The sequence below is a fragment of the Sphingopyxis sp. genome (assembly GCF_035686825.1).
Taxonomy (GTDB): Bacteria; Pseudomonadota; Alphaproteobacteria; order Sphingomonadales; family Sphingomonadaceae; genus Sphingopyxis.
In genome coordinates, this window is record NZ_DASRYZ010000003.1 from 799,996 (window position 1) to 821,613 (window position 21,618).

Sequence of the window (21,618 nt, forward strand, 5' to 3'; positions counted from 1 at the left end):
CGACATGAACAGCCTGTTTCCTGTCATGATCGGCGGCGCGATCGGCGCCGGCGCGCGCCATCTCGCCGGGCAAGCGATGCTCGCGCGGCTTGGCCCGGGCTTTCCCTGGTGGACGCTGTCGATCAACATCGCCGGCAGCCTCCTCATGGGCCTGTTGATCGGCGCGCTGGCGCGGGGCAGCGACGGCGGCGAAACCGCGCGCCTTTTTGTCGGCGTCGGAATCCTCGGCGGCTTCACCACCTTTTCCTCCTTCAGCATGGAATTCTGGATGCTTTTCGAACGCGGTCAGATCGCTCAGGCGGCCGCCTATATGCTCGCGTCGGTGATCGGCGCCATCCTCGCCTGCGGGGTCGGTCTGTTCGTCATGCGGCAGATACCGGCATGAGCGCGCGGGACACCAAATTCGACGGCGCGACGATCGCCGAGGAGGATGACGGCATCCGGCTCGACCGCTGGTTCAAGCGCCACCGGCCGGGGACGCCGCACGCCTTGCTCGCGCGCTGGGCGCGCTCGGGGCAGCTGACGCTCGACGGCAAAAAGGCCGACGTGTCGGACCGCATCGAAACGGGGCAGAGGCTCGTCATGCCGACCCCGCCCGCCGAGATCGAAGCGCGCCCGGCGCGCAAGGGTCGTCCGCTCACCGAAGCCGACATCGAACTCGCGACGTCGATGCTGATCCACCGCGACGCGAGCGCGCTCGTGCTCAACAAGCTGCCCGGGCTCGCGACGCAGGGCGGCACCAAGACCGAGAGCCACGTCGACGGCCTGCTCGACGCGCTCAAATATGACGCGCCGGTGCGGCCCAAGCTCGTCCACCGGCTCGACAAGGATACGTCGGGGGCGCTGCTGATCGCGCGCACGCCCAAAGCGGCCGCCTATTTCGCAAAGAGCTTTTCAAACCGCAGCGCCAGGAAGACCTATTGGGCGATCGTCGTCGGCGTTCCCGACATCGCGCAGGGCGAAATCGACCTGCCGCTCGCCAAGCAGCCGGGGTCGGGCGGCGAGAAGATGCACGTCCACGATAGCGGCCTCGCGTCGAAAACGCGCTACCGCGTCATCGAGCGCGCGGGGAACAGCGCGGCGTGGGTCGAGCTCCAGCCGCTGACCGGGCGCACGCACCAGCTACGCGTCCATATGGCGGCGATCGGCCATCCAATCGTCGGCGACGGCAAATATGGCGGCAAGGGCGCCTTCCTCACCGGTACGATCAGCCGCAAGATGCACCTCCACAGCCGGCGGCTGCGCATCGACCACCCCGACGGCGGCGCGATCGATATCAGCGCGGAGGTGCCCGAGCATTTCGCCGCCAGCCTCGATGCGCTCGGTTTCGACCTGCTGCTCGGCGAGGTCGGGATCGACGATGTCGCCAAGGGCCCGCCGCCGAAGGCCGCGGCAAAAGCCGCTGCGAAAGCGCACAGCAAGCAAATTCGCAAGGCGCGACGCGGCGAGCGGCGCGGACGCACCGCCGACAGCAAACCGACAGATTTTGTCGGCAAGGCAAAACCCAAGGCAAAGACGAAACCGGGCAAGGCAGCGCCGGGGAAACCCGCAGGCAAAAGGCCGGGCGCGAAAAAGCATCCGTCGCGCCCTGCCCGTCCGAGCTGATGCACCCGAACAGCGCCTTCCGGCCCAGACAGGACGACCTCGCCGAACTGCTCGTGCGCGAGATCGGCTTTGCCGCGATCTTTGCGGGCACCCCCGACGGCCCGCGCGTCGCGCACGCTCCGGTGGTGCTGAGCGACGACCGGACGACGCTGCAATTCCATCTGGCGCGCGGCAATGCGCTCACCCGTCATCTGGGCGGCGCGAACGCGCTCGCGGTCGTGCAGGGCCCCGACGCCTATGTCAGCGCGAGCTGGTATGCCGCGGCCGACCAGGTGCCGACGTGGAATTATGTCGCGATCGAGATGGAAGGTGTCGCCCGCAGGCTCGACGACAGCGCGCTGGTCGCGCAGCTCGACACCCTCTCGGCACAGCATGAAGCGCGCGTCGGGGCGAACCCGCCGTGGACGCGCGCCAAGATGAATCCCGCGATCTTCGGCAAGATGACCGGCGCGATCACCGGCTTCGAGATGCGGATCACCGCATGGCGCCCGACGATCAAGCTGTCGCAGAACAAGTCCGCCGACGAACGCGCGCGCGTCATAGCCGGGGTCGAGGCGACCGGCCACGGTGCGCTCGCGGAGTTGATGCGCCACCTCGGCGGCGATAGGGAGGGCGCATGAGCCAGACCGACGACGCACTCGCCAAGAAGCGTTTTTTCGCGATCACCCTCATGCGGCTGATGGGCGCCGCCTTCGTGGCGATCGGTTTCATCCTGATCGGCGGCGGCTTTGCATTCGCGGGACAACCGGCCGACCGCTGGATCGGCGTCGCGATCGTACTGGTCGGCGCGTTCGATTTCGCGGTGATGCCGATGCTCCTCGCGCGCCGCTGGCGTTCGCCCAAAGACCTGTGAAGCGTTTCTGGAAAGAGGTCGCCGTCGTCGCCGAGGGCGACGGCTGGGGCATCGCGCTCGACGGGCGGGCGGTGCGCACGCCGCAGCGCGCGCCGCTGGCGGTCGCGAGCGCGGCGCTCGCCGAGGCCATCGCCGCCGAATGGCGCGATGTCGGCGAAACGATCGCCCCCGCGGCGATGCCGATGACGGGGCTCACCAACGCCGCGATCGACCTCGCCGCGCCCGATCTCTCCGCCTTCGCCGCGCCGGTCGCCGCTTATGCGGAAAGCGACCTCTTCTGCTACCGCGACGCGCGCGACGCGGCGCTGCAGGCCGAACAGGCGGCGGCGTGGAACCCGCTGCTCGCGTGGGCCGAGGCGCGGTACGGCGTCGAATTCGCGCTGACGCAGGGCGTACTGCCGGTCGACCAGCCCGAAGCGACGGTCGCGGCACTGCAGGACGCGGCATTCGCGCAGGACCAATGGCGCATCACCGCGCTGACGCCGCTGGTGACGATCGGCGGCTCGCTCGTCGCGGGCCTCGCGCTCGTCGAGAGGGCGTTCGGCGCCGACGCGCTTTGGGATGCGGTCAGCCTCGACGAGCTGTATCAGGAACGCCGCTGGGGCATCGACAGCGAAGCGCAGAAAGCGCGCGCCGGCAACAAACGCGACTGGGACAATGCCGCGCGGTTTTTGACCCTGCTCTAATCGACGAAATTCGGCTTGCGCTTCTGCATCCCCGCCATCACCGCTTCCATCTGGTTGGGCGTGCGGATGACCTTCACCTGTTCGTCGCTCTCGGCCTGCAGGATTGCGGCGTCGCTCGCATGGCCGAGCATGTTGCAGAGCCGCTTCGCCCCGCGGATCGCATGCGGATTCTTGTCGGCGATCACCTCGGCGAGCTCCATTGCCTTCGCCAGCGGATCGTCGGAAACATGCGTCGCGAAACCGAGCAGCTTCGCTTCCGACCCGTTGAATTCGCGGTTGGTATAGATCAGCTCGCGCAGCACATCGTCGGCGACCTGCGTGCGCCACAGCGCCATGCCCGCGACGTCGGGGACAAGGCCCCAGCGCATTTCCATGATCGCGATGCGCGTGTCGGGGTGAACGATGCGGATGTCGGCCGCGGCCATGATCTGGCTGCCCGCGCCGAACGCGACGCCATGCACCGCCGCGATCACCGGCACCGGCAGTTCGCGCCAACCCCACGCCGCATATTGGGCATTGTTCGCGATGCCCTTGGTCCGGTCGGCAAGGCCGCCGCCCGCGCTGCTCGCCCCCGGATCGCGATCGTTGCTGAGACTGGAGAGATCGAGTCCCGCGCAGAAAGCGCGCCCCTCGCCCGATAGCACGACAACGCGGAGGCCCGCGGTCGCCTTCAATTCATCGACCGCTTGGGCAAGCGCATCCCACATCGCGGGATCGAGCGCGTTCATCTTGTCGGCGCGGATCAGCCGGACGTCGGCGATCCCGCCATCGAGCATGGTGATCGAAATACGGTCTTTCACGCGAGAATCCTTTTCAGCGTTCCAATGCGGCTTCGACGAGCGGAAGCTGGTCGTTGCCGAAATACATATCGTCCCTGTCAACGAAGATCGTCGGCGAACCATAGCCGCCGCGCGCGATGACTTCATCGGTATTCGCGCGCAGCCGCGCCTTGATCGCGTCGCTGCCTGCGGCCGCGGCGAGCGCGGCGCCGTCGAGCCCCTCGGCATCGGCGACCGCCGCGAGCACCGCGGGGTCGTCGAGATTCTCCTGCCGGCCGAAATAGCTGGCGAAGGCCGCGCGCGCGAAACGGACGAGCGCCGCCTGATCATCCTCGAGCGCGCAGCAGAAGCGCATCGCGGCGATGCTTTTGGCCGGATGCCACTGCGACGGGAAATTCATCGGCACGCCCGCGAGCCGCGCCCAATCTTTCAATATCTTCCAGCTGTGCGTCAGCCGCCGGTTGTCGACCTGCTCGCGCGCCGCATAGACGGCGGGATTCACCGCGTTGAACACCCCGCCGACGAGGATCGGCCGGTATACCGCGGCCGCACCCGTGCGTTCGAGCACGCCGGGCAGATTGTGGAACGCAAGGCAGGTCCACGGCGACGACAGATCGAAGAAGAATTCGACGCGTGCGGTCATGCTCAGGCCTCGGCCTTCGCCTTTTCCCAATATTGGTCGCGCAGCAGACGCTTGTAGAGCTTGCCTGTGTCGTGGCGCGGCAGCGCTTCGAGGAAGTCGATCCGGCGGGGGATCTTAACCCCCGACAATTTCTCGCGGGCATAGGCGATCAGCTCATCGCGCAATTCCTCGGTCGCATCCGCCATATTCGCGGGCTGGATCACCGCGATCACTTCCTCGCCCATTTCGTCGTGCGGCCCGCCGACGACCGCGACGTCGGCGACCTTGGGGTGGGTGACGAGATGATTCTCGATTTCCTGCGGATAGATATTCACCCCGCCCGAGATGATCATGAAGCTCTTGCGGTCGGTGAGATAGAGGAAGCCTTCTTCATCAACTTTACCCACATCGCCCAAAGTCGACCAGCCCTTCGAGTTGCGGCTCGAAGCCGTCTTCTCATTATCCCCATGATATTCGAAGACATTTTCGCTTTCAAAGAAAACCGCGCCTTCCTCGTCGGGGCCGAGTTCGGTCTCGTTGTCCTCGCTCATGATATGGACGGTACCGAGGATCGGGCGGCCGACGCTGCCCCGGTGCGTCAGCCAGTCGGCGCTGGAGATGAAGGTCATGCCATTGCCTTCGGACCCCGCATAATATTCGAAGAGCACCGGGCCCCACCAGTCGATCATCGCCTGCTTTACCGGCACCGGGCACGGCGCCGCGGCGTGGATCGCGACCTTCAATGACGCGGTGTCGTAGCGGGTGCGGACGTCGTCGGGGAGCTTGAGCATCCGCACGAAATGCGTCGGGACCCACTGGCTCGAATTCACACGATAAGTCTCGATGTGCGACAACGCCGCTTCGGGGTCGAATTTCTTCATCAGGACGACGGTGCCGCCGAGGCGGTGGATCGTCATCGACCAGCGCAAAGGCGCGGCGTGATAGAGCGGCGCGGGCGAGAGATAGACGCTGTCCGAATTGATCTGGAACACCGCCGAGGCGAGCATGACGAGGCTGTTGACCGCGTCGATCGCCGGGTCCTCGGGCAGCGGCACGCGCACACCCTTGGGCCGGCCGGTGGTGCCCGACGAATAGAGCATGTCGACCCCGGCGCGCTCGTCGGCGACGGGGGTCGCGGGCATCGCCGCGACGGCATCCTCCCAGCTTTCATAGCTCGGAATGGCGCCGCCCATCGCGAACCGCTTGATCCCGGTGGTGAGCTGCTGCGCCGCACCCGCGAGGCTCGCCGACACGACGAGGATCTGCGCGCCCGAGTTTTCGAGGATATAGTCGGTCTCGTCCTGCGTCAGCCGCGACGAGATGCAGACATAGCGGAGGCCCGCGCGCTGCGCGCCCCAGGTGAGACCGTAATAATGCGGCGTGTTGTCGAGCATGAAGGCGACGACATCCTCGTGCCCCAGCCCGTGCGACCGAAAGAGCTGCGCGGCGCGGTTCGAGGCTGCGTCGAGTTCGCCATAGCTGATCGCCTCGCCCGTTTCGGCGACGATGATCGCGGGCTTGTCGGGGTTGGCGCGGGCATGGACTGAGGGGTGCATCGGGCATCATCTCCGGAATCACTGGTTTCTTTATGTCGAAGATGAGTAGCAACCTGAAACTTTTGGTCAAGCAAGCTGGGGCTCGTGACAGGGGGGTGCGACAAATCCCTCCCTTGGGGAGACCGCGCTACTCCGGCCGCGAGCGCAGCGTATAGCCCCGCCCTTTCACCGTATGCAGCATCGGCCAGTCGAAGCCGCGATCGACCTTGGCGCGCAGCCGCGACATATGCACCTCGACCCGGTTGGTGCCGGGATCGAAATCGATCCGCCACACCGCACGGAGCAACGCATCGCGCGACACTGGGCGGTCGGGGACGCGTGCGAGATTGGCGAGCAGGTCGAACTCGCGCAGCGGCAGGCGGATGAGTCGCCCCGCGCGCTCGACGCGGCGATCGATCAGGTCGATGCGAAGCTCGCCCTCGCCGAGCTGGCCCGCGGCGATACGGCTGCGGCGGAGCAGGCTCGCGATCCGCGCCAGCACTTCGGGGAGATTGTCGGTCCAGCCGACGGCATCGTCCGCGCCCGCACCCAGCGCCTTCATCCGGTCGCCGAGCGCGTCGCGGTCCGAGATGACGAGCAGCGGCCGCCGCCCCGCGATCGACCGCGCCAGCCGGACAAATTCGAACGGCTCCTGCCAGTCGAGGAACGGATTGACGATCAGCAGGTCGAAACAGCTGTCGACCCATGCGCGCAGACCGTCGACATGCTGCGGTAGCAGTTGCACAGCAAGGCCGGCGGCACCGATCGCCGCCATCAGCGCATGGGCCCGATCCGGCTGCGGATGATAGACGGCGACGAGCAACTTCCTGTCGCCTCCCTCTTCCATACCCGATGATGCCATCCCCGACCCCGCCCTTGCCGTAACATACTGTCGCCTGCCGCCCCGCCCGGCATTGCACCGCTTTTCGGCTGTGCTAGTCCTCGGGCATGACCAGTATCGAAATGCTTGACGGTGACTTCGCCACCCTTCCCGACCTTGTCCGTGCCCATGCCGCGGAGCGTCCCGATGCCGTAGCGGCTGCCGACCCGTTCCGGCGGCTGAGCTGGTCCGAACTGGATCAATTGACCGACCGAATCGCGGCGCGATTGCAACAGGACGGATTCGCAAAGGGCGACCGCACGGCGGTCGCCGGGCTCAACAGCGTCGAGCAGATGGCGGTGATCCTCGGCACCTTACGCGCCGGCGGCGTCGCGGGGCTCGTCACCAACAGCGCGACCGGCGAGCAGATGGCGGCGATGATCGCCGACACCGGCGCGCGCCACCTGTTCCTCGACAGCGCCGCGAAATCGAGCCTCGACGGGCAGGTCAGCGCCGCAAGCGACCTGATCGCGATGGACGGCAGCCACGCGGGAACGCCCCTCGACTCCTGGCTGTCACTAGCGGGCGCCAAACCCGCCCCGGTCGACATCCGGCCCGAGGACGGGTTCAACATCATCTATTCGTCGGGGACGACGGGCACGCCCAAGGGCATCGTCCACAGCCATGCGATGCGCTGGCAGCATATCGTCCGTGGTGCGCCCGCTTATGGGCCCAAGGCCGTGACGATCCTGTCGACCCCGCTCTATTCGAACACAACGATGGCGAGCTTCATGCCGACGGTCGGGTCGGGCGGGCAAGTCGTGTTGATGAAGAAATTCGACGCGCGCGGTTTCCTCGAACTTGCCGAACGGGAACGCGCGACGAACTGTATGCTGGTGCCCGTCCAATATCGCCGCATCATGGCGCTCGACGATTTCGGCAGCTTCGACCTTTCCAGCTTCGTGATGAAATATTGCACCTCGGCGCCCTTCCCCGCGGCGCTGAAGGCCGATGTGCTGGAGCGTTGGCCGGGCGGGCTGGTCGAGATTTACGGCATGACCGAAGGCGGCGCGGCGTTCATCCTTGAGGCGCATCAATTTCCCGACAAGCTGCACACCGTCGGCAAGCCAGCGCCCGGGCATATCGCCAAGGTGATCGACGAGGAGGGCAAGGAACTGCCGCAAGGATCGGTCGGCGAAGTCGTCGGCCGCAGCCCCGCGATGATGACCGGATACAACAATCGCCCCGACGCGACCAAGGCAATGCACTGGTATGATGGCGACGGAAATCTCTTCTATCGCCACGGCGACATCGGACGGATCGACGAAGACGGTTTCCTGACGTTGATGGACCGCGCGAAGGACATGATCATTTCGGGCGGCTTCAACATCTTCCCGAGCGACCTCGAAGCGATTTTGATCGCCGACGATCGCGTCGTCGAGGCGGCGGTCGTGGGCATGCCGAGCGAGGAATGGGGCGAGACGCCGGTGGCGTTCGTGGTGCTGACAGAAGGCGCCGACCCCGAAAACGTGCGCGCCGATTGCAACGCGAAGGTCGGCAAGACGCAGCGGCTGAGCGCAATTACGGTGGTTGATGAATTGCCGCGCAGCCCGATCGGCAAGGTGCTGAAGCGCGAACTGCGGGATGCCCACGCCGGGTGAATTGGGGGTAAGGAAGGCCTGAAAGCGGCCGAGAGTTGCCCTATCAATCATCGTCACCCCGGACTTGATCCGGGGTCCATGACTTCGACGCTGCTATGGATCCCGGATCAAGTCCGGGATGACGAAAGATTGAAACCGACCGAAAGGCGACGCTTGGTATCTCATTAACTCGTCATTCCCGCGAAAGCGGGAACCCAGAGCGCGCATCGCCTGACCCCACCCTGGGTTCCCGCTTTCGCGGGAATGACGAATGTTGGGAATGGCAAAATCCACCCCAAAGCCGCCGCGTAACCCTACAGCATATATTTCATCCGGATCGACTGGCGCATGTCGCCCGCGACCGCGAAGCTGGCCGATTTGAAACTCGGCGGCCCGACGGTGATCGTGGGGTTACGCGAAAAGCCGAAGCCTTCTGTCGGCAGGAAGATCGCCGTATCGAGCTTGTTGTTGCCATTCTCGTCATGCACGACCGCGATCGCATAGGTTCCTGCGGCGGGCGCGTGGACGGCGAAATTTGCCGCGTCGACCGCCTTCACCGCCATGCGCACCGATCCCGCATCCTTGCTGCAATCGGGAAAGGCCTTGCGGTTCGGGGTCAGGCAGACGAGGACCTGCCCCTTCGCGCTGCGTAGCCCCGTGACGCTGACCTCAACCGTCGGCGGCGGCGGACTTGCGGCGGCCAGCAGCATCGGCAAAAGTGCCAAGCCCGATATCCGTGCCGCACGCCTTGTCCCAAAAGCGGAAATAGAGACCATAATTCCCCCGGTAAGCCGCATGATGCGCCTGATGATGCGTTGCGGTTATCAGCCATCGCCCTGCGGGTCCATGAACGAGTGCGCGCGGAAACATCTCCCACCCCATATGATTGCCGACCCCCATCACCGTCATGATCGCGAGCACGAGGCCGAGCACCCCCACATGGATGGGAAGCAGAAAGACGAGCGCGGGGATGACGACCGCCCCGGTGACCGCCTCCAGCGGATGAAAGCTCATCGCCGCCCAGGCGGTCGGCGGGCGGCTCGCATGATGGACCGCATGCGCGGCGCGGAACAGCGCCGGGCGGTGCATCCAGCGGTGCGTCCAATAGAACCAGCTATCGTGGAGCAGCAGATAGGCGAAGAAGCTGACGGGCAGATACCAGAGCGGAAAGGCGTCGACGTCGGTATAGATGCGCGTCCAGCCATGTTCCTGCCAGCCCCAGGCGACGATGCCCGCCGGGACCCCGTAAATGGCGGCGCTCGCGAGGCTCCAGCCGATCTCGCGCTTCATCTGCGGTTCGAGCCCGCGGTAGAGGCCAGGGTGCTTCCACTTCGTCGCGACGGCGAAGGCGCCACTGGTGAGCAGATAGCGCACGCCGACGATCGCGGTCATCGCGAGCGCGGAGAAAAGGATCGCCCAGCCGGTCATGGCGCGAGGCTAAACGCTCGCCGCCGCGTTGCAATGGCTTTGCGCCCGCGCGTTCGGGTGGCTAAGGCGGAAGGATGGCGGGGCAGAGGATCGATAAATGCGACATCGCGATCGTCGGCGGCGGGCTCGCCGGCGGGCTCGCGGCGCTCGCACTGGCTGCGAAGCGGCCCGATCTCGACGTGCGGCTGGTCGAACCGGGACCGGTCGGCGGCAATCATATCTGGTCCTTTTTCGACAGCGACATCGCGAAGAAGGATCGCTGGCTCGTCGCGCCGCTCGTGCGCCATCACTGGCCGCGCTACGATGTCCGCTTTCCTGCTCACGCGCGACAGCTGCGCATGGGATATAAGAGCATCACCGGCGAGGCGCTCGCCGAAGCGGTCGCGGCGGCGCTACCCGCAGGGCATATCATCGCCGACAAGGCGAAGCATGTCGCGCCCGACCATCTGCTGCTGGCGCGCGGAGGTCGGCTGTCGGCGAAGCATGTCATCGACGCACGCGGCGCGGGCAAATTCGCGGGGCTCGACTGCGGCTGGCAGAAGTTCGTCGGGCAGGCGCTGACGGTAAAAGGCGGGCATGGGATCGAATATCCGGTGGTGATGGACGCCAAGGTCGAGCAACTGGACGGCTATCGCTTCGTCTATCTCCTCCCCTTCGACGCCGAGACTCTATTCGTCGAGGACACTTATTACAGCGACGACGCCGACCTCGACGCCGCGGTGGTGCGCGAACGGATCGCCGCCTACGCTGCGGCGCAAGGCTGGAAGGTCAAGGCGACGACGCGCGAGGAAAACGGCGTGCTGCCGGTGGTGATGGCGGGCGATTTCGAGCGGCTGTGGCCCGCGTCCGACCGCACCGCGCGGATCGGCGTGCGCGCCGGCCTGTTCCACGCGACGACGGGCTATTCGCTCCCCGACGCGGTGCGCACCGCGTCGGCGCTGCCCGCGCTCGTCGACCGGTCCGATCTTGCCGCCGTGCTTCGCGGCCGCGCGGCGGCGGCGTGGCGTCGCCAACGTTTCTACCGGATGCTCGGCGCGATGCTGTTCCGGGCGGCGGAACCCGATGCGCGTTTCCGCATCTTCGAGCGCTTCTACCGCCTGTCGCCGCGGCTGATCGCGCGTTTCTATGCCGGGCGATCGACGACGGCGGACAAGCTGCGGCTGCTCGTCGGCAAGCCGCCGGTCGCGATCGGCCGCGCGATCGCCGCGCTGGCGAAGCTCGACTGGCGATGACGCGCCGCGCGATCGTGATCGGCGCGGGGTTCGGCGGGCTCGCGCTCGCGATCCGGCTGCAATCGGCGGGCGTCGCGACGACGATCGTCGAGGCGCGCGACACGCCCGGCGGGCGGGCCTATCACTGGAGGCGCGAGGGTTTCACCTTCGACGCGGGACCGACGGTCATCACTGATCCGCCGTGCCTTGAAGAACTTTGGTCGCTGAGCGGGCAGGATATGGCGCAGGACGTCGACCTCGTCCCCGTCATGCCTTTCTATCGGCTCAACTGGCCCGACGGCACGAATTTCGATTATTCGAACGACGAGGCGGCGCTGCGCGAGGAGGTCGCGAAGCTCCATCCCGCCGATGTCGCAGGCTACGACCGCTTCCTCGAATATTCGAAGGGCGTCTATGAAGAGGGCTATGTGAAGCTCGGCGCGGTCGCCTTTCTCGACTTCGCCGCCATGGTCCGGGCGGCGCCGGCGCTGATGAAATATCGCGCTTGGCGCAGCGTCTATGGCGTCGTGTCTTCCTATGTGAAGGACGAGCGGCTGCGGCAGGCGCTGTCGTTCCACACTTTGCTCGTTGGCGGCAATCCGATGACGACGAGCGCGATCTATGCGCTGATCCACACGATCGAAAAAGAAGGCGGCGTCTGGTTCGCGCGTGGCGGCACCAATGCGCTGGTGCGCGGCATGGTGCGCCTGTTCGAGCGGCTCGGGGGGGTGCTGCGCCTCGGCGATCCGGTGGCGCGGATCGACACGGCGGGCGACCGCGCGACCGGCGTGACGACGCAAAGCGGCTGGCATGGCGAGGCTGACATGGTCGCGACCAATGCCGACTTGATGCACAGCTACCGCGACTTGCTCGGCGGTCATCGGCGCGGGACCAGCACGGCCAAGCGCCTGGCGCGCAAACGCTGGTCGCCCTCGCTCTTCGTCGTCCATTTCGGGGTGAAGGGAAGCTATCCCGACATCGCGCATCACAGCATCTTGTTCGGACCGCGCTACAAGGGGCTGCTCGACGACATCTACGGCGGCGTCGTTCCGGATGATTTCTCGCTCTACCTCCACCATCCGAGCATCACCGATCCCGGCATGGCGCCGCCGGGGCACTCGACCTTCTATGCGCTCGCGCCCGTCGCGCATCTCGGCAAGGCGCAGGCCGACTGGGACGGCGACTTCGGCCAGCGCTTCGCCGCCGCGATCCTCGAAGAGGTCGAGCGCCGCGTCGCGCCGGGTCTTCGCGCCAATCTCGTCACGCGCTTCCACTATACGCCCGCCGATTTCGGCCGCGACCTTTCGGCGCATCTCGGCAGCGCGTTCAGCCTCGAGCCGCTGCTGCGGCAAAGCGCATATTTCCGCGCGCACAATCGCGATGACGCGATTTCGAATCTTTACTTCGTCGGCGCGGGGACGCATCCGGGCGCGGGAATCCCCGGGGTCGTCGGCAGTGCCAAGGCGACCGCCCGATTGATGTTGGAAGATATATGAAACGCCTTGCCGTCTATTGCGGGTCCGCGACCCCCGAAGATCCGATCTATATCGAAACCGCACGCCACGTCGGTCGCACCTTGGCCGAGCGGGGGATCGGCGTCGTCTATGGCGGCGGCCGGCTCGGGCTGATGGGCGCGGTCGCCGACAGCGCATTGGAAGCCGGCGGCGAGGTGATCGGGATCATTCCCGACGCGCTCGTCGGCGCCGAGGTCGCGCATCGTGGTTGTACCGAATTGCACGTCGTGTCGGGCATGCACGAGCGCAAGAAGATGTTCACCGACCTCTCCGACGGCTTCCTCACCATCCCCGGCGGCGTCGGGACGATGGACGAACTGTGGGAAGCGATCAGCTGGGCGCAGCTCGGTTATCATGCGAAGCCCGTCGGGCTGCTCAACGCCGCGGGCTTCTATAACGACCTGATCGCGTTCAACCGCAACATGATCGAGGTCGGCTTCATCCGCCCCGCGCACGCCGGGATCATGATCGTCGACGCCGGGCTCGACGAACTGCTCGACAAGATGGCGGCTTATGTCCCGCACAAAACGATCTTCGCGATGAAGGCCGACGATCTCTGATGATCGAGGAGGGGGCCTATGACGCGCATGCCCTCCACGGTTTCGCGCACGACAGCATCGCGCGCGGATCGAAAAGCTTTGCGCTCGCCAGCCAGCTCTTTGACCGCGAAACACGCGAGCGCGTGTGGCTGCTTTATGCCTGGTGCCGCGCCGCCGACGACCTGACCGACGGACAGGATCATGGCGGCACGATGAAGCCGGACCATGACCCCGCAGCCGCCGTCGCGCATATCCGCGCGCAGACCGACAAGGCCTTTGCCGGCGAGCCGACCGGCGACATGGCCTTCGACGCGCTCGGCTTCCTGCTTACCGAGGTCGATATTCCGCGCGCCGTGATCGAAGACATCATTGCGGGGTTCGAACTCGACGCAAAGGACTGGCGCCCGCGCAGCGAGGACGACCTGCTGCGCTACGCCTATCATGTCGCGGGCGCGGTCGGGGTCGCGATGGCGCTGGTGATGGGGATCGACGCGCAAGACGAAACGACGCTCGACCGCGCATCGGACCTCGGCATCGCCTTCCAGCTCGCCAATATCGCGCGCGACGTCGCCGAAGATGCCGCCGCCGACCGCTGCTATCTGCCGGTCGAATGGATGGTCGAACTCGACATCCCGCCGGGGCAGCACATGCATCCCGCTTTTCGCGGACGCCTGTCGGTGATGGCCAAATGGCTGGCCGAGATGGCCGGGGAATATGAGGCGTCGGGCCGCTGGGGCGCGCGACGACTGCCCCCGCGCAGCCGCTGGGCGGTGCTCGCGGCTGCGGGCATTTATGGCGACATCGCACGCGAGGTGCGGCGCCGCGGCGACCATGCCTGGGATCATCGCGCGTCATCGAGCCTGTTCGCCAAGCTCGGCTGGATCGCGCGCGCCGGCTGGTCGGTGCTGCGCCGCCCGCCGCAGCGGCGGATCAGCCGCGACGGGCTGTGGACGCGTCCGCGGCCCACCGACCCGGCCGGCCGCGCCGGGGCATGAGCTATCTCGAAGCGATCGCCGCGGCGCTCGTGCTGATCAACGTCGCGCTCGTCGCGCTGCGCAGCGTGTGGAACTATCCCTTCGCGCTCGTCGCGGTGACGCTCTACGCCTTCGTCTTCTTCGAAGCGAAGCTGTACAGCGACATGCTGCTCCAGGCCTTTTTCTTCGCGCTCAACCTTTATGGCTGGGCGGCTTGGATGCGCGCGCGCGATGAGAGCGGCGTTCCGGTGCGCTGGATGACCGATCGCGCCCGCCGCGGCTGGGGGCTGGCGACGATCGCCGCGTGGGCGGGCTGGAGCTTTGCGATGGACCGATATACCGACGCGGCCGCGCCATGGATCGACGGCGCGATCGCGATGCTCAGCATCACCGCGCAATGGCTGCTCGCGCGGCGCCGCGTCGAAAGCTGGATCCTGTGGATAATCGTCGACCTGATCGCGGTACCGCTCTTCGCCTCGCGCGGGCTCTACGCGACGAGCGCGGTCTATGTCGTCCTGCTCGGCCTGTCGATCGACGGGCTGATCCAGTGGCGCCGCGCCGCCGCGACGGGCAGGGTGGCGCGGTGACGCGCCATATCTGCCTGCACGGCGCCGAAAGCACCGGCAAATCGACGCTCGCCCCGCGCCTCGCGCTGCGGCTCGGCGGCCTCGTCGTCCCCGAATATGGCCGCACCTATGCCGAGGCCAACGGCACCGACCTCGACGAGGTCGACCTGCTCGCGATCTTCGACGGACATCGCGCGGCGACCGAGGCCGCGCTCGCGCAGAAACCCGAATGGCTCGTATCGGACACCGATCCGTTGATGACGCAGGCGTGGGCGATCATGCTGCTCGGCCGCCGCCTGCCCGAAATCGACCTGTGGGACGCGGTCGCCGACCTCTATCTCGTTCCCGCGATGGACCTGCCGTGGCAGGAGGATGGCACGCGGCTGTTCGGCAGCGAACTCGCGCGGGCGCAGTTCATGGAGGTCGCGATCGGCGAACTCGACCGGCGGCGGCTGCCATGGGCGTGGGTCGCGGGCGAAGGCGATGCGCGGGTCGAAAAGGCGCTGGCGGCAATTGAGGCAGCCGGGCTGAGCTAACCGCCGCTATCGTCATTGTCGCAGCCCCGCCGCGCGGCTAAAGCAACGCGCGTGACCGCGCTTTCCCTCCGCATCGCCGCTTTCGCCGACCGCCGGCCAAAGCTCCTCGCCCTGTTGCTCGGTGCCGTTTCGGCGACGGGATTCGCCCCGCTCCACCTGTGGCCGCTGACCCTGCTGGCGCTCGCGGGCTGGATGGCGCTCGTCGCGCGCAGCGCCAAGGGTTCGCGCGCGCTCGGCATCGGCTGGGCGTTTGGGGTCGGTCATTTCGTCGTCGGCCTGAACTGGATCGCGACCGCTTTCACCTATCAGGCGGCGATGCCCGCATGGCTGGGATGGATCGCGGTCATACTGCTGTCGCTGTATCTGGCGGTCTATCCGGCGCTGACGGCCTGGGGTGCGTGGTTGGTAAAGCCCAGGGGCGATACGCATTTTGCCGCGCCGTCCTATCTGCTGGCGTTCGGCGGGCTCTGGATTCTCACCGAGTGGCTTCGCAGCTGGATCTTTACCGGCTTTGCGTGGAATCCGCTCGGCGTGATCGCCGTCCCGCACGCCGCCATGCCCGCGCGCTGGATCGGGACCTATGGCATGAGCGGGATCGTCTTCCTGCTCGCGGGGGTTCTGATACTGGCGTGGTTTCGGCGCCGCGTCGCCGCGGCCGCGCTGTTCGGCAGCCTGATGGCCTTCTGGGGCGCCGCCTTCGTTTCGCAAATGGGCAGCAGCGCCGACGCCGCCGTCCGATCCAAGGGCATCGCCCGGATACCGATCACCGTCGTCCAGCCCAATGTCGGGCAGGAGGACAAGTGGGAGGGCAGCAAGGCCGACGCCAATTTCGCCAAGCTCGCACGGCTGACGACGCCCAAGGACGACACACCGCGGCTGATCCTGTGGCCCGAAGCCGCCGTGCCCGACTATCTCGAACGCGGCTATCCGTCGGTCTATTACGACCGTTCGCCCGCCGAAGCGCGCGCGCGGATCGTCCGGTTGATGAACCCGAACGACATCATGCTGCTCGGCGCGCTCAAGCTCGAACTCGATCGGGCGGGCGATGTCGTCGGCGCGCGCAACGCGGTGATGACGGTGCATGCCGACGGCACGCTCGGGCCGCGCTACGACAAGGCGCATCTGGTGCCCTATGGCGAATATCTACCGATGCGGCCGATCCTGTCGGCGATCGGCCTGTCGCGCCTCGCGCCCGGCGACATCGATTTCTGGCCCGGACCCGGCCCGCGCACGCTCGACCTCGGCGCCTTCGGCCGCGTGGGACTGCAAATCTGTTACGAGATCATCTTTTCGGGCCAGGTCGTCGATCGCGACCACCGCCCCGACTTCATCTTCAACCCGTCGAACGACGCCTGGTTCGGCAGCTGGGGTCCGCCGCAGCATCTTGCACAGGCCCGCCTCCGCGCGATCGAGGAAGGCTTGCCGGTGATCCGTGCGACTCCCACCGGAATCAGCGCGGTGATCGACGCCGACGGGCGCATCGTCGAATCGCTGCCCATGCACAAGGCGGGGCGTATCGATACGACGGTGCCACTGGCGCGCGCGCCGACGCTCTTTGCGCGCTTCGGCAATAGTCTGCCCGTCGGTTTCGCCTTGCTGTTGCTCGCGCTGGCCATTGCGTTCCGGCGCTCGGGGCGCTAACAGCGCGCGGACATAAAGCATCCTTTATATTCGATTCCGAGAAGGCTTCCCCATGCGCAACAGCTTCCTTTTCACCTCCGAAAGCGTGTCGGAGGGCCATCCCGACAAGGTCGCCGACCAGATTTCGGATTCGATCGTCGACCTGTTCCTGTCGAAGGATCCCGAGGCGCGCGTCGCGTGCGAAACGCTGACGACGACGCAGCTCGTCGTGCTCGCGGGCGAGATTCGCTGCAAAGGCGTGTTCGAGAATGACGCCTGGGCGCCGGGCGCGCTCGACGAGATCGAGGCGACCGTTCGCAACACGGTGCGCGAGATCGGCTATGAGCAGTCGGGCTTTCACTGGCAGAGCTTTCGCTTCGAGAACAACCTCCACGGCCAGTCGGCGCATATCGCGCAGGGCGTCGATGAGAGCGGCGACAAGGACGAGGGCGCGGGCGACCAGGGGATCATGTTCGGCTATGCGTCGGACGAAACCCCCGACCTGATGCCCGCGACGCTCGATTACAGCCACAAAATCCTCGAGCGCATGGCCGCCGACCGCAAGGCGGGCACCGCGCCCTTCCTCGAACCCGACACCAAGAGCCAGGTCACGCTGCGCTACGCCAACGAGCGTCCGGTCGAGGCGACCGCGATCGTCGTGTCGACCCAGCATGCGCCGGGCTATTATTTCCACAACGGCGAAGGCGACGAGGCGAAATATACCGAGCTGCGCAAGTACGTCCTTGGCGTGATCGCCGACGTGCTGCCCGCCGAGCTGCTCACCGCGAACACCGTCTATCACATCAACCCGACCGGCCGCTTCGAGATCGGCGGGCCCGACGGCGACGCGGGGCTGACCGGGCGCAAGATCATCGTCGACACCTATGGCGGCGCGAGCCCGCACGGCGGCGGCGCGTTCAGCGGCAAGGATCCGACCAAGGTCGACCGCTCGGCGGCCTATATCACCCGCTATCTGGCGAAGAATATCGTCGCCGCGGGCCTCGCGCGCCGCTGCACGATCCAATTGAGCTATGCGATCGGCGTCGCCGAGCCGCTGTCGATCTATGTCGACCTGCACGGCACCGGCACGGTCGAGGAAGGCCGCATCGAGGCCGCGATCCCGCAGCTCGTGCGCCTGACGCCCAAGGGCATCCGCACGCACTTGGGGCTCAACAAGCCGATCTATCGGCAGACCGCCGCCTATGGCCATTTCGGCCGCACCGCCGAGGGCGACGCCTTCCCGTGGGAGCGCACCGACCTCGTCGACAAGCTCAAGGCCGCGCTTGCCGCCTGACACGGCGCGGGGGCGCTTGCCGCCCCCGCCCACGGATCTACGGCGCTTGCCGCCCCCGCCTCGCCGCGCTAACGGGCGCGGCATGACTGCGCATAAACCCGGCGATCCGACGACCCTGAACCGCCTTTACGGCCGATCGAAGGGCAAGCCGCTGCGCGCGGGGCAGCAGGATCTGGTCGACACCTTGTTGCCGCAGATCGCGGTGCCCGAAGTTGGCGAAGTTTCCGCGGAGCGTCTGTTCGGGCAGGCATGTCCGTTGCATTTTGAAATCGGTTTTGGCGGCGGCGAGCATATGGCGGGGCGCGCCGACATGCTGCCCGACCATGGTTTCATCGGCGCCGAGCCGTTCGTCAACGGTGTGGCGCAGGCGCTGGTGCATGTCGCGGGCGATCATGGCGAGCGGCTGCCGCTCGGCAATGTCCGCATCCATCATGGCGATGCATTGGAAGTGCTGCGGCGGATTCCCGACGGCGCCCTCGCCTTCGCCTATCTGCTCCACCCCGACCCCTGGCCCAAGGCGCGCCACGCGAAGCGGCGGATGATGAACGACGGTCCGCTCGACCTGATCGCGGCGAAGCTGAAGCCCGGCGGCGAGTTCCGGTTCGGCACCGATCACCCCATCTATCTGCAGCACGCGCTGATGGTGATGCGCCGCCACCGCCACCAGTATGAATGGCTGGCGAAGGAGGCGCGCGACTTCCAACAGCGCCCCGGTGGCTGGCCCGAGACGCGCTATGAGGCCAAGGCGCGCGCGCAGGGGCATGAGGTCTGGTATTTCCGCTACCGGCGGATCTAGTCGTCCGGTTCGCGCCTGTCGGCCGCTTGCCGCAGACGATTTTCACGCATCGCCAGTTCCTCATACCGACACAGCGGCACGGCCGGCTTCGCCGTCGAACGATCGGGCGGCGTTTTACGGCGGGGTTTCTTCGCGGGCATGGCGTCGGCCATCATAGCGCGCGCGGCGCGCATAAACAAATGGGGCGGCCTCGTGTCGAGTGCCACCCCAGTGTTTTGGATCCGTCGGGGAGAGGGAGAGGACGGTTCCGGAGATTGGTGTGTCAGGCTGTCTTAGCGCCCCAAATTAACGGGAGGCCATCTGGCTGTCGGTTTCGACTTCGGCGACGCCGGCGATCTTGAGCGCGGCGCGGAACTGCTTGGCGGCGGCGCGTTCGTTACCCGCTTCGCACAGCTTCTTGCCGGTCGAAACGAAGCGCTTGGCGCTCGACTGCTTGCTGCCTTCGACGCCGCTCGCGGCGACATGCGCCTGTTCGGCGAGACCGGCGCAGCGATAATCGCCGCCCGACTGGGCATAAGCGGGGGCCGTCGATGCCATCAGGCCGGTGAAGGCGAGCGCCGAAGCGGCGACGACGGCAAAGGCGGTGGGAAAGCGGCGGAAAGAGGAGAGCTGATAGGACATGGGAGAGGTTCCTTTCGTTTCGTTGTGCAACCTTTATAGGCGCGGTTGCGCACTTAGATAATCCTCTATAATCTGCAAGTGCTTTGAAGCAGGATTTAACAATCCCCCAAGGGGCGCTCGACGGGATCGAAGCCTTCCTGCGTGTCGCGGAAAGGCGCAGCTTTTCCGCCGCGGCCGCCGACCTCGGCGTCTCCCCCTCCGCGATCAGCCAGACGGTCAAGGCGCTCGAAGCGCGCGTCGGCGCGCCTTTGTTCATGCGCACGACACGCAGCGTGGGTCTCACCCAGGCGGGCGAGATGTTCCTCGAGCGCGCGGCGCCCGCCTATACCGGGCTCGCCGACGCCTATGAGGCGGCGCGCAACCTCGGCAACCGGCCCGCGGGGCGGCTGCGGATCAATTTGATGCGCGGCGCGGTCCAGCCGCTGTTCGAACCGATCATCGCGGGCTTTTGCGAAACCTATCCCGATATCGAGCTCGAGATTTATGCCGACGACGCGCTGGCCGACCTGAGCGCCGGGGGCTTCGACGCCGGGGTGCGGATGGGCGAATCGCTCGATGCCGACGTCATCGCCGTCCGCCTGACCGGTCCGTTCCGTTTCGTCGTCGCGGCGGCGCCCGCCTATCTGGCGAAGCACGGCCGCCCCGAAACGCCCGAGGAATTGCGCGACCATCGCTGCATCCGCTTTCGCCTCGCCACCGGGGCGCTGATGCCGTGGACGTTCGAGAAGGGAAACCGCGAATATGACGTCAGCGTCACCGGGCCGGTGATCGTCAACGACTGGATCGCCGCGCTCGTCGCGATCCGCGCCGGCGTCGCGATGGGCATGATGGCCGAACCGATGGCGAAAGCGATGGTGGAAAACGGCGAGCTCGAACTGGTGCTCACCGACTATGCGTCGGCGACCTCGGGGCTCTTTCTCTATTATCCCGGCCGCAAGCAGGTCATGCCCAAGCTGCGCGCCTTCATCGAGTATGTGCGCGAATATCTGCCCGACGAGATCACCGCATGACGCGGTGAAGCGGTTCGGCCCGGCGCGGAAACAAATCCCTTTGCCGTCAGCAGAAAAATTGGGCTGGCGCGCGGCGGCGAATCCCGGCAGCAAGTTGTCAACTAAATGAGTTGGGATGAAATATGATCGATCTTGCGGCCATCGACTTTACCGCGCTCCTGCCGTTCATCCTGATCGGCTTTGCGGCGCAGCTCGTCGACGGCGCGCTCGGTATGGCGTTCGGCGTGATCTGTAACACCTTGCTCGTCGCGGTGCTCGGCGTCCCGCCCGCGACCGCGTCGGCGCGCATCCATGTCGTCGAGATTTTCACCACCGGCGTGTCGGGGCTGAGCCATGTGTTCCACCGCAATATCGACTGGCCGCTGTTCTTTCGCCTGCTCGTCCCAGGGGTGATCGGCGGGGTGATCGGCGCCTATGTGCTGTCGTCGCTGCACGCCGAGGTCGTGAAGCCCTTCGTGCTCGGCTATCTCGTGCTGATCGGCATCTGGTTGCTGATCCGCGGCGTGCTGTATCCGCCCAAATTCTCGAAGCCCAAGGTCGTCGCGCCGCTCGCGGTGGTCGGCGGCTTTCTCGACGCCGCGGGCGGCGGCGGCTGGGGCCCGGTCGTCACCTCGAACCTGCTCGTCCAGGGCGGCGAACCGCGCAAGGTCGTCGGCACCGTCAACAGCGTCGAATTCTTTCTCGCGGTCGCGGTCTCGCTCGCCTTCATCTGGCACCTCGGCATCGAAGATATCCTCGGCCCGACACTGGGGCTGATCATCGGCGGCGTCGTCGCCGCACCGATCGGCGCGATGATGGCGAAACGCTTCTCGCCCAAGGTCATGCTGATGCTGGTCGGCACCGTGCTGACCGCGACGAGTGCGTTCGGGCTTTACAAGGCACTTGTGGGCTAGCGAGGTGATGGCGGGTTCGACCGATTGCTGCCGTTCGTTCACGGTCGTAGCGCGCCTTCGAACAGACGGTGGAGAG

At 66.5% G+C, this 21,618-nt stretch carries 25 protein-coding genes; 17 read left to right on the top strand and 8 right to left on the bottom strand.

From position 1 onward, the window contains the following. Positions 1-4: 4 nt before the first annotated feature. Genes crcB through VFG17_RS08440 form a run of 5 tightly spaced genes read left to right on the top strand, consistent with a single transcriptional unit; the run spans position 5 to position 3,144 of the window. Positions 5-385 carry a fluoride efflux transporter CrcB gene (gene crcB / locus VFG17_RS08420; RefSeq protein ID WP_325029005.1) on the top strand — a complete coding sequence of 127 codons (381 nt, stop codon included), beginning with the start codon at positions 5-7 and terminating at the stop codon, positions 383-385. After that, positions 382-1,605, top strand: coding sequence for an RluA family pseudouridine synthase (locus tag VFG17_RS08425; RefSeq protein ID WP_325029006.1), 1,224 nt, complete (start codon positions 382-384; stop codon positions 1,603-1,605). Before crcB ends, VFG17_RS08425 begins: the two co-directional genes overlap by 4 nt. Beyond that, positions 1,605-2,225, top strand: a complete 621-nt coding sequence (locus tag VFG17_RS08430; RefSeq protein ID WP_325029007.1) for an FMN-binding negative transcriptional regulator — start codon at positions 1,605-1,607, stop codon at positions 2,223-2,225. Before VFG17_RS08425 ends, VFG17_RS08430 begins: the two co-directional genes overlap by 1 nt. Next, positions 2,222-2,458 carry a hypothetical protein gene (locus tag VFG17_RS08435; RefSeq protein ID WP_325029008.1) on the top strand — a complete coding sequence of 79 codons (237 nt, stop codon included), beginning with the start codon at positions 2,222-2,224 and terminating at the stop codon, positions 2,456-2,458. The genes VFG17_RS08430 and VFG17_RS08435 overlap by 4 nt, the downstream gene beginning before the upstream one ends. Then, positions 2,455-3,144, top strand: coding sequence for an ATP12 family protein (locus VFG17_RS08440; RefSeq protein WP_325029009.1), 690 nt, complete (start codon positions 2,455-2,457; stop codon positions 3,142-3,144). The genes VFG17_RS08435 and VFG17_RS08440 overlap by 4 nt, the downstream gene beginning before the upstream one ends. Here VFG17_RS08440 and VFG17_RS08445 read toward each other — a convergent pair. The 4 genes from VFG17_RS08445 to VFG17_RS08460 form a co-directional block, all read right to left on the bottom strand. Further along, positions 3,141-3,944, bottom strand: coding sequence for a crotonase/enoyl-CoA hydratase family protein (locus tag VFG17_RS08445; protein ID WP_325029010.1), 804 nt, complete (start codon positions 3,942-3,944; stop codon positions 3,141-3,143). The genes VFG17_RS08440 and VFG17_RS08445 overlap by 4 nt on opposite strands. A 13-nt stretch (positions 3,945-3,957) precedes the next feature. Then, positions 3,958-4,566 (bottom strand): 2-hydroxychromene-2-carboxylate isomerase, encoded by a 609-nt coding sequence (locus VFG17_RS08450; RefSeq protein ID WP_325029011.1) that lies wholly within the window; start codon positions 4,564-4,566, stop codon positions 3,958-3,960. Positions 4,567-4,568: 2 nt separating this feature from the next. Continuing rightward, complete coding sequence (locus VFG17_RS08455) at positions 4,569-6,101, bottom strand: acyl-CoA synthetase (RefSeq protein WP_325029012.1); 1,533 nt, start codon at positions 6,099-6,101, stop codon at positions 4,569-4,571. A gap of 127 nt (positions 6,102-6,228) precedes the next feature. Further along, a complete protein-coding gene (locus VFG17_RS08460) occupies positions 6,229-6,927 on the bottom strand; it encodes a response regulator transcription factor (RefSeq protein ID WP_325029013.1) in 699 nt (232 codons plus the stop codon). 101 nt (positions 6,928-7,028) lie between these two features. Between VFG17_RS08460 and VFG17_RS08465 the strand changes: the two genes are divergently transcribed. Then, on the top strand, positions 7,029-8,561 hold the full coding sequence (locus tag VFG17_RS08465; protein ID WP_325029014.1) for a class I adenylate-forming enzyme family protein: 1,533 nt from the start codon (positions 7,029-7,031) through the stop codon (positions 8,559-8,561). Between the two features lie 293 nt (positions 8,562-8,854). Here VFG17_RS08465 and VFG17_RS08470 read toward each other — a convergent pair whose 3' ends face one another. Both VFG17_RS08470 and VFG17_RS08475 read right to left on the bottom strand, forming a co-directional pair. After that, positions 8,855-9,265 carry a DUF2141 domain-containing protein gene (locus VFG17_RS08470; RefSeq protein ID WP_325029015.1) on the bottom strand — a complete coding sequence of 137 codons (411 nt, stop codon included), beginning with the start codon at positions 9,263-9,265 and terminating at the stop codon, positions 8,855-8,857. After that, a complete protein-coding gene (locus tag VFG17_RS08475; protein WP_325029016.1) occupies positions 9,210-9,968 on the bottom strand; it encodes a sterol desaturase family protein in 759 nt (252 codons plus the stop codon). The genes VFG17_RS08470 and VFG17_RS08475 overlap by 56 nt, the downstream gene beginning before the upstream one ends. Before the next feature lie 74 nt (positions 9,969-10,042). Between VFG17_RS08475 and crtY the strand changes: the two genes are divergently transcribed. From crtY to trmB, 9 genes are all read left to right on the top strand, one after another. Continuing rightward, positions 10,043-11,200 carry a lycopene beta-cyclase CrtY gene (gene crtY, locus VFG17_RS08480; RefSeq protein ID WP_325029017.1) on the top strand — a complete coding sequence of 386 codons (1,158 nt, stop codon included), beginning with the start codon at positions 10,043-10,045 and terminating at the stop codon, positions 11,198-11,200. After that, positions 11,197-12,675 (top strand): phytoene desaturase, encoded by a 1,479-nt coding sequence (locus VFG17_RS08485; protein WP_325029018.1) that lies wholly within the window; start codon positions 11,197-11,199, stop codon positions 12,673-12,675. Before crtY ends, VFG17_RS08485 begins: the two co-directional genes overlap by 4 nt. Beyond that, positions 12,672-13,253, top strand: a complete 582-nt coding sequence (locus VFG17_RS08490) for a TIGR00730 family Rossman fold protein (protein ID WP_325029019.1) — start codon at positions 12,672-12,674, stop codon at positions 13,251-13,253. The genes VFG17_RS08485 and VFG17_RS08490 overlap by 4 nt, the downstream gene beginning before the upstream one ends. After that, the gene (locus VFG17_RS08495; RefSeq protein ID WP_325029020.1) at positions 13,253-14,227 is read left to right on the top strand and encodes a phytoene/squalene synthase family protein; all 975 of its coding nucleotides are present in this window, start codon (positions 13,253-13,255) and stop codon (positions 14,225-14,227) included. Before VFG17_RS08490 ends, VFG17_RS08495 begins: the two co-directional genes overlap by 1 nt. Further along, entirely contained in the window at positions 14,224-14,793 is a 570-nt protein-coding gene (gene pnuC, locus VFG17_RS08500) for a nicotinamide riboside transporter PnuC (protein ID WP_325029021.1), read from the top strand. The genes VFG17_RS08495 and pnuC overlap by 4 nt, the downstream gene beginning before the upstream one ends. Continuing rightward, positions 14,754-15,308 carry an AAA family ATPase gene (locus tag VFG17_RS08505; protein ID WP_325029022.1) on the top strand — a complete coding sequence of 185 codons (555 nt, stop codon included), beginning with the start codon at positions 14,754-14,756 and terminating at the stop codon, positions 15,306-15,308. The genes pnuC and VFG17_RS08505 overlap by 40 nt, the downstream gene beginning before the upstream one ends. A gap of 51 nt (positions 15,309-15,359) precedes the next feature. After that, positions 15,360-16,949: an apolipoprotein N-acyltransferase gene (lnt, locus tag VFG17_RS08510; RefSeq protein WP_325029023.1), complete on the top strand. Its 1,590-nt coding sequence runs from the start codon at positions 15,360-15,362 to the stop codon at positions 16,947-16,949. Positions 16,950-17,001: 52 nt separating this feature from the next. Beyond that, on the top strand, positions 17,002-18,222 hold the full coding sequence (gene metK / locus VFG17_RS08515; protein WP_325029024.1) for a methionine adenosyltransferase: 1,221 nt from the start codon (positions 17,002-17,004) through the stop codon (positions 18,220-18,222). An 82-nt stretch (positions 18,223-18,304) separates the two neighbouring features. Beyond that, a complete protein-coding gene (gene trmB / locus VFG17_RS08520) occupies positions 18,305-19,018 on the top strand; it encodes a tRNA (guanine(46)-N(7))-methyltransferase TrmB (RefSeq protein WP_325029025.1) in 714 nt (237 codons plus the stop codon). Here the strand turns inward: trmB and VFG17_RS08525 are convergent. Both VFG17_RS08525 and VFG17_RS08530 read right to left on the bottom strand, forming a co-directional pair. Then, entirely contained in the window at positions 19,015-19,170 is a 156-nt protein-coding gene (locus VFG17_RS08525) for a hypothetical protein (protein ID WP_325029026.1), read from the bottom strand. The genes trmB and VFG17_RS08525 overlap by 4 nt on opposite strands. A 133-nt stretch (positions 19,171-19,303) precedes the next feature. Further along, positions 19,304-19,639, bottom strand: a complete 336-nt coding sequence (locus VFG17_RS08530; RefSeq protein ID WP_325029027.1) for a hypothetical protein — start codon at positions 19,637-19,639, stop codon at positions 19,304-19,306. Positions 19,640-19,722: 83 nt separating this feature from the next. Here VFG17_RS08530 and VFG17_RS08535 point away from each other — a divergent pair, with 83 nt between their 5' ends. Both VFG17_RS08535 and VFG17_RS08540 read left to right on the top strand, forming a co-directional pair. Then, positions 19,723-20,649 carry a LysR family transcriptional regulator gene (locus tag VFG17_RS08535; protein WP_325029028.1) on the top strand — a complete coding sequence of 309 codons (927 nt, stop codon included), beginning with the start codon at positions 19,723-19,725 and terminating at the stop codon, positions 20,647-20,649. Positions 20,650-20,771: 122 nt separating this feature from the next. Continuing rightward, positions 20,772-21,542 carry a sulfite exporter TauE/SafE family protein gene (locus tag VFG17_RS08540; protein WP_325029029.1) on the top strand — a complete coding sequence of 257 codons (771 nt, stop codon included), beginning with the start codon at positions 20,772-20,774 and terminating at the stop codon, positions 21,540-21,542. Positions 21,543-21,618: the final 76 nt, after the last annotated feature.

Coding starts and splice junctions, on each gene's coding strand:
- crcB (WP_325029005.1), top strand. CDS start 5: ATGAACAGCCTGTTTCCTGTCATGATCGGCGGCGCGATCGGCGCCGGC.
- VFG17_RS08425 (WP_325029006.1), top strand. CDS start 382: ATGAGCGCGCGGGACACCAAATTCGACGGCGCGACGATCGCCGAGGAG.
- VFG17_RS08430 (WP_325029007.1), top strand. CDS start 1,605: ATGCACCCGAACAGCGCCTTCCGGCCCAGACAGGACGACCTCGCCGAA.
- VFG17_RS08435 (WP_325029008.1), top strand. CDS start 2,222: ATGAGCCAGACCGACGACGCACTCGCCAAGAAGCGTTTTTTCGCGATC.
- VFG17_RS08450 (WP_325029011.1), bottom strand. CDS start 4,566: ATGACCGCACGCGTCGAATTCTTCTTCGATCTGTCGTCGCCGTGGACC.
- VFG17_RS08455 (WP_325029012.1), bottom strand. CDS start 6,101: ATGCACCCCTCAGTCCATGCCCGCGCCAACCCCGACAAGCCCGCGATC.
- VFG17_RS08460 (WP_325029013.1), bottom strand. CDS start 6,927: ATGGAAGAGGGAGGCGACAGGAAGTTGCTCGTCGCCGTCTATCATCCG.
- VFG17_RS08465 (WP_325029014.1), top strand. CDS start 7,029: ATGACCAGTATCGAAATGCTTGACGGTGACTTCGCCACCCTTCCCGAC.
- VFG17_RS08475 (WP_325029016.1), bottom strand. CDS start 9,968: ATGACCGGCTGGGCGATCCTTTTCTCCGCGCTCGCGATGACCGCGATC.
- crtY (WP_325029017.1), top strand. CDS start 10,043: ATGGCGGGGCAGAGGATCGATAAATGCGACATCGCGATCGTCGGCGGC.
- VFG17_RS08485 (WP_325029018.1), top strand. CDS start 11,197: ATGACGCGCCGCGCGATCGTGATCGGCGCGGGGTTCGGCGGGCTCGCG.
- VFG17_RS08490 (WP_325029019.1), top strand. CDS start 12,672: ATGAAACGCCTTGCCGTCTATTGCGGGTCCGCGACCCCCGAAGATCCG.
- VFG17_RS08495 (WP_325029020.1), top strand. CDS start 13,253: ATGATCGAGGAGGGGGCCTATGACGCGCATGCCCTCCACGGTTTCGCG.
- pnuC (WP_325029021.1), top strand. CDS start 14,224: ATGAGCTATCTCGAAGCGATCGCCGCGGCGCTCGTGCTGATCAACGTC.
- metK (WP_325029024.1), top strand. CDS start 17,002: ATGCGCAACAGCTTCCTTTTCACCTCCGAAAGCGTGTCGGAGGGCCAT.
- trmB (WP_325029025.1), top strand. CDS start 18,305: ATGACTGCGCATAAACCCGGCGATCCGACGACCCTGAACCGCCTTTAC.
- VFG17_RS08525 (WP_325029026.1), bottom strand. CDS start 19,170: ATGGCCGACGCCATGCCCGCGAAGAAACCCCGCCGTAAAACGCCGCCC.
- VFG17_RS08530 (WP_325029027.1), bottom strand. CDS start 19,639: ATGTCCTATCAGCTCTCCTCTTTCCGCCGCTTTCCCACCGCCTTTGCC.
- VFG17_RS08540 (WP_325029029.1), top strand. CDS start 20,772: ATGATCGATCTTGCGGCCATCGACTTTACCGCGCTCCTGCCGTTCATC.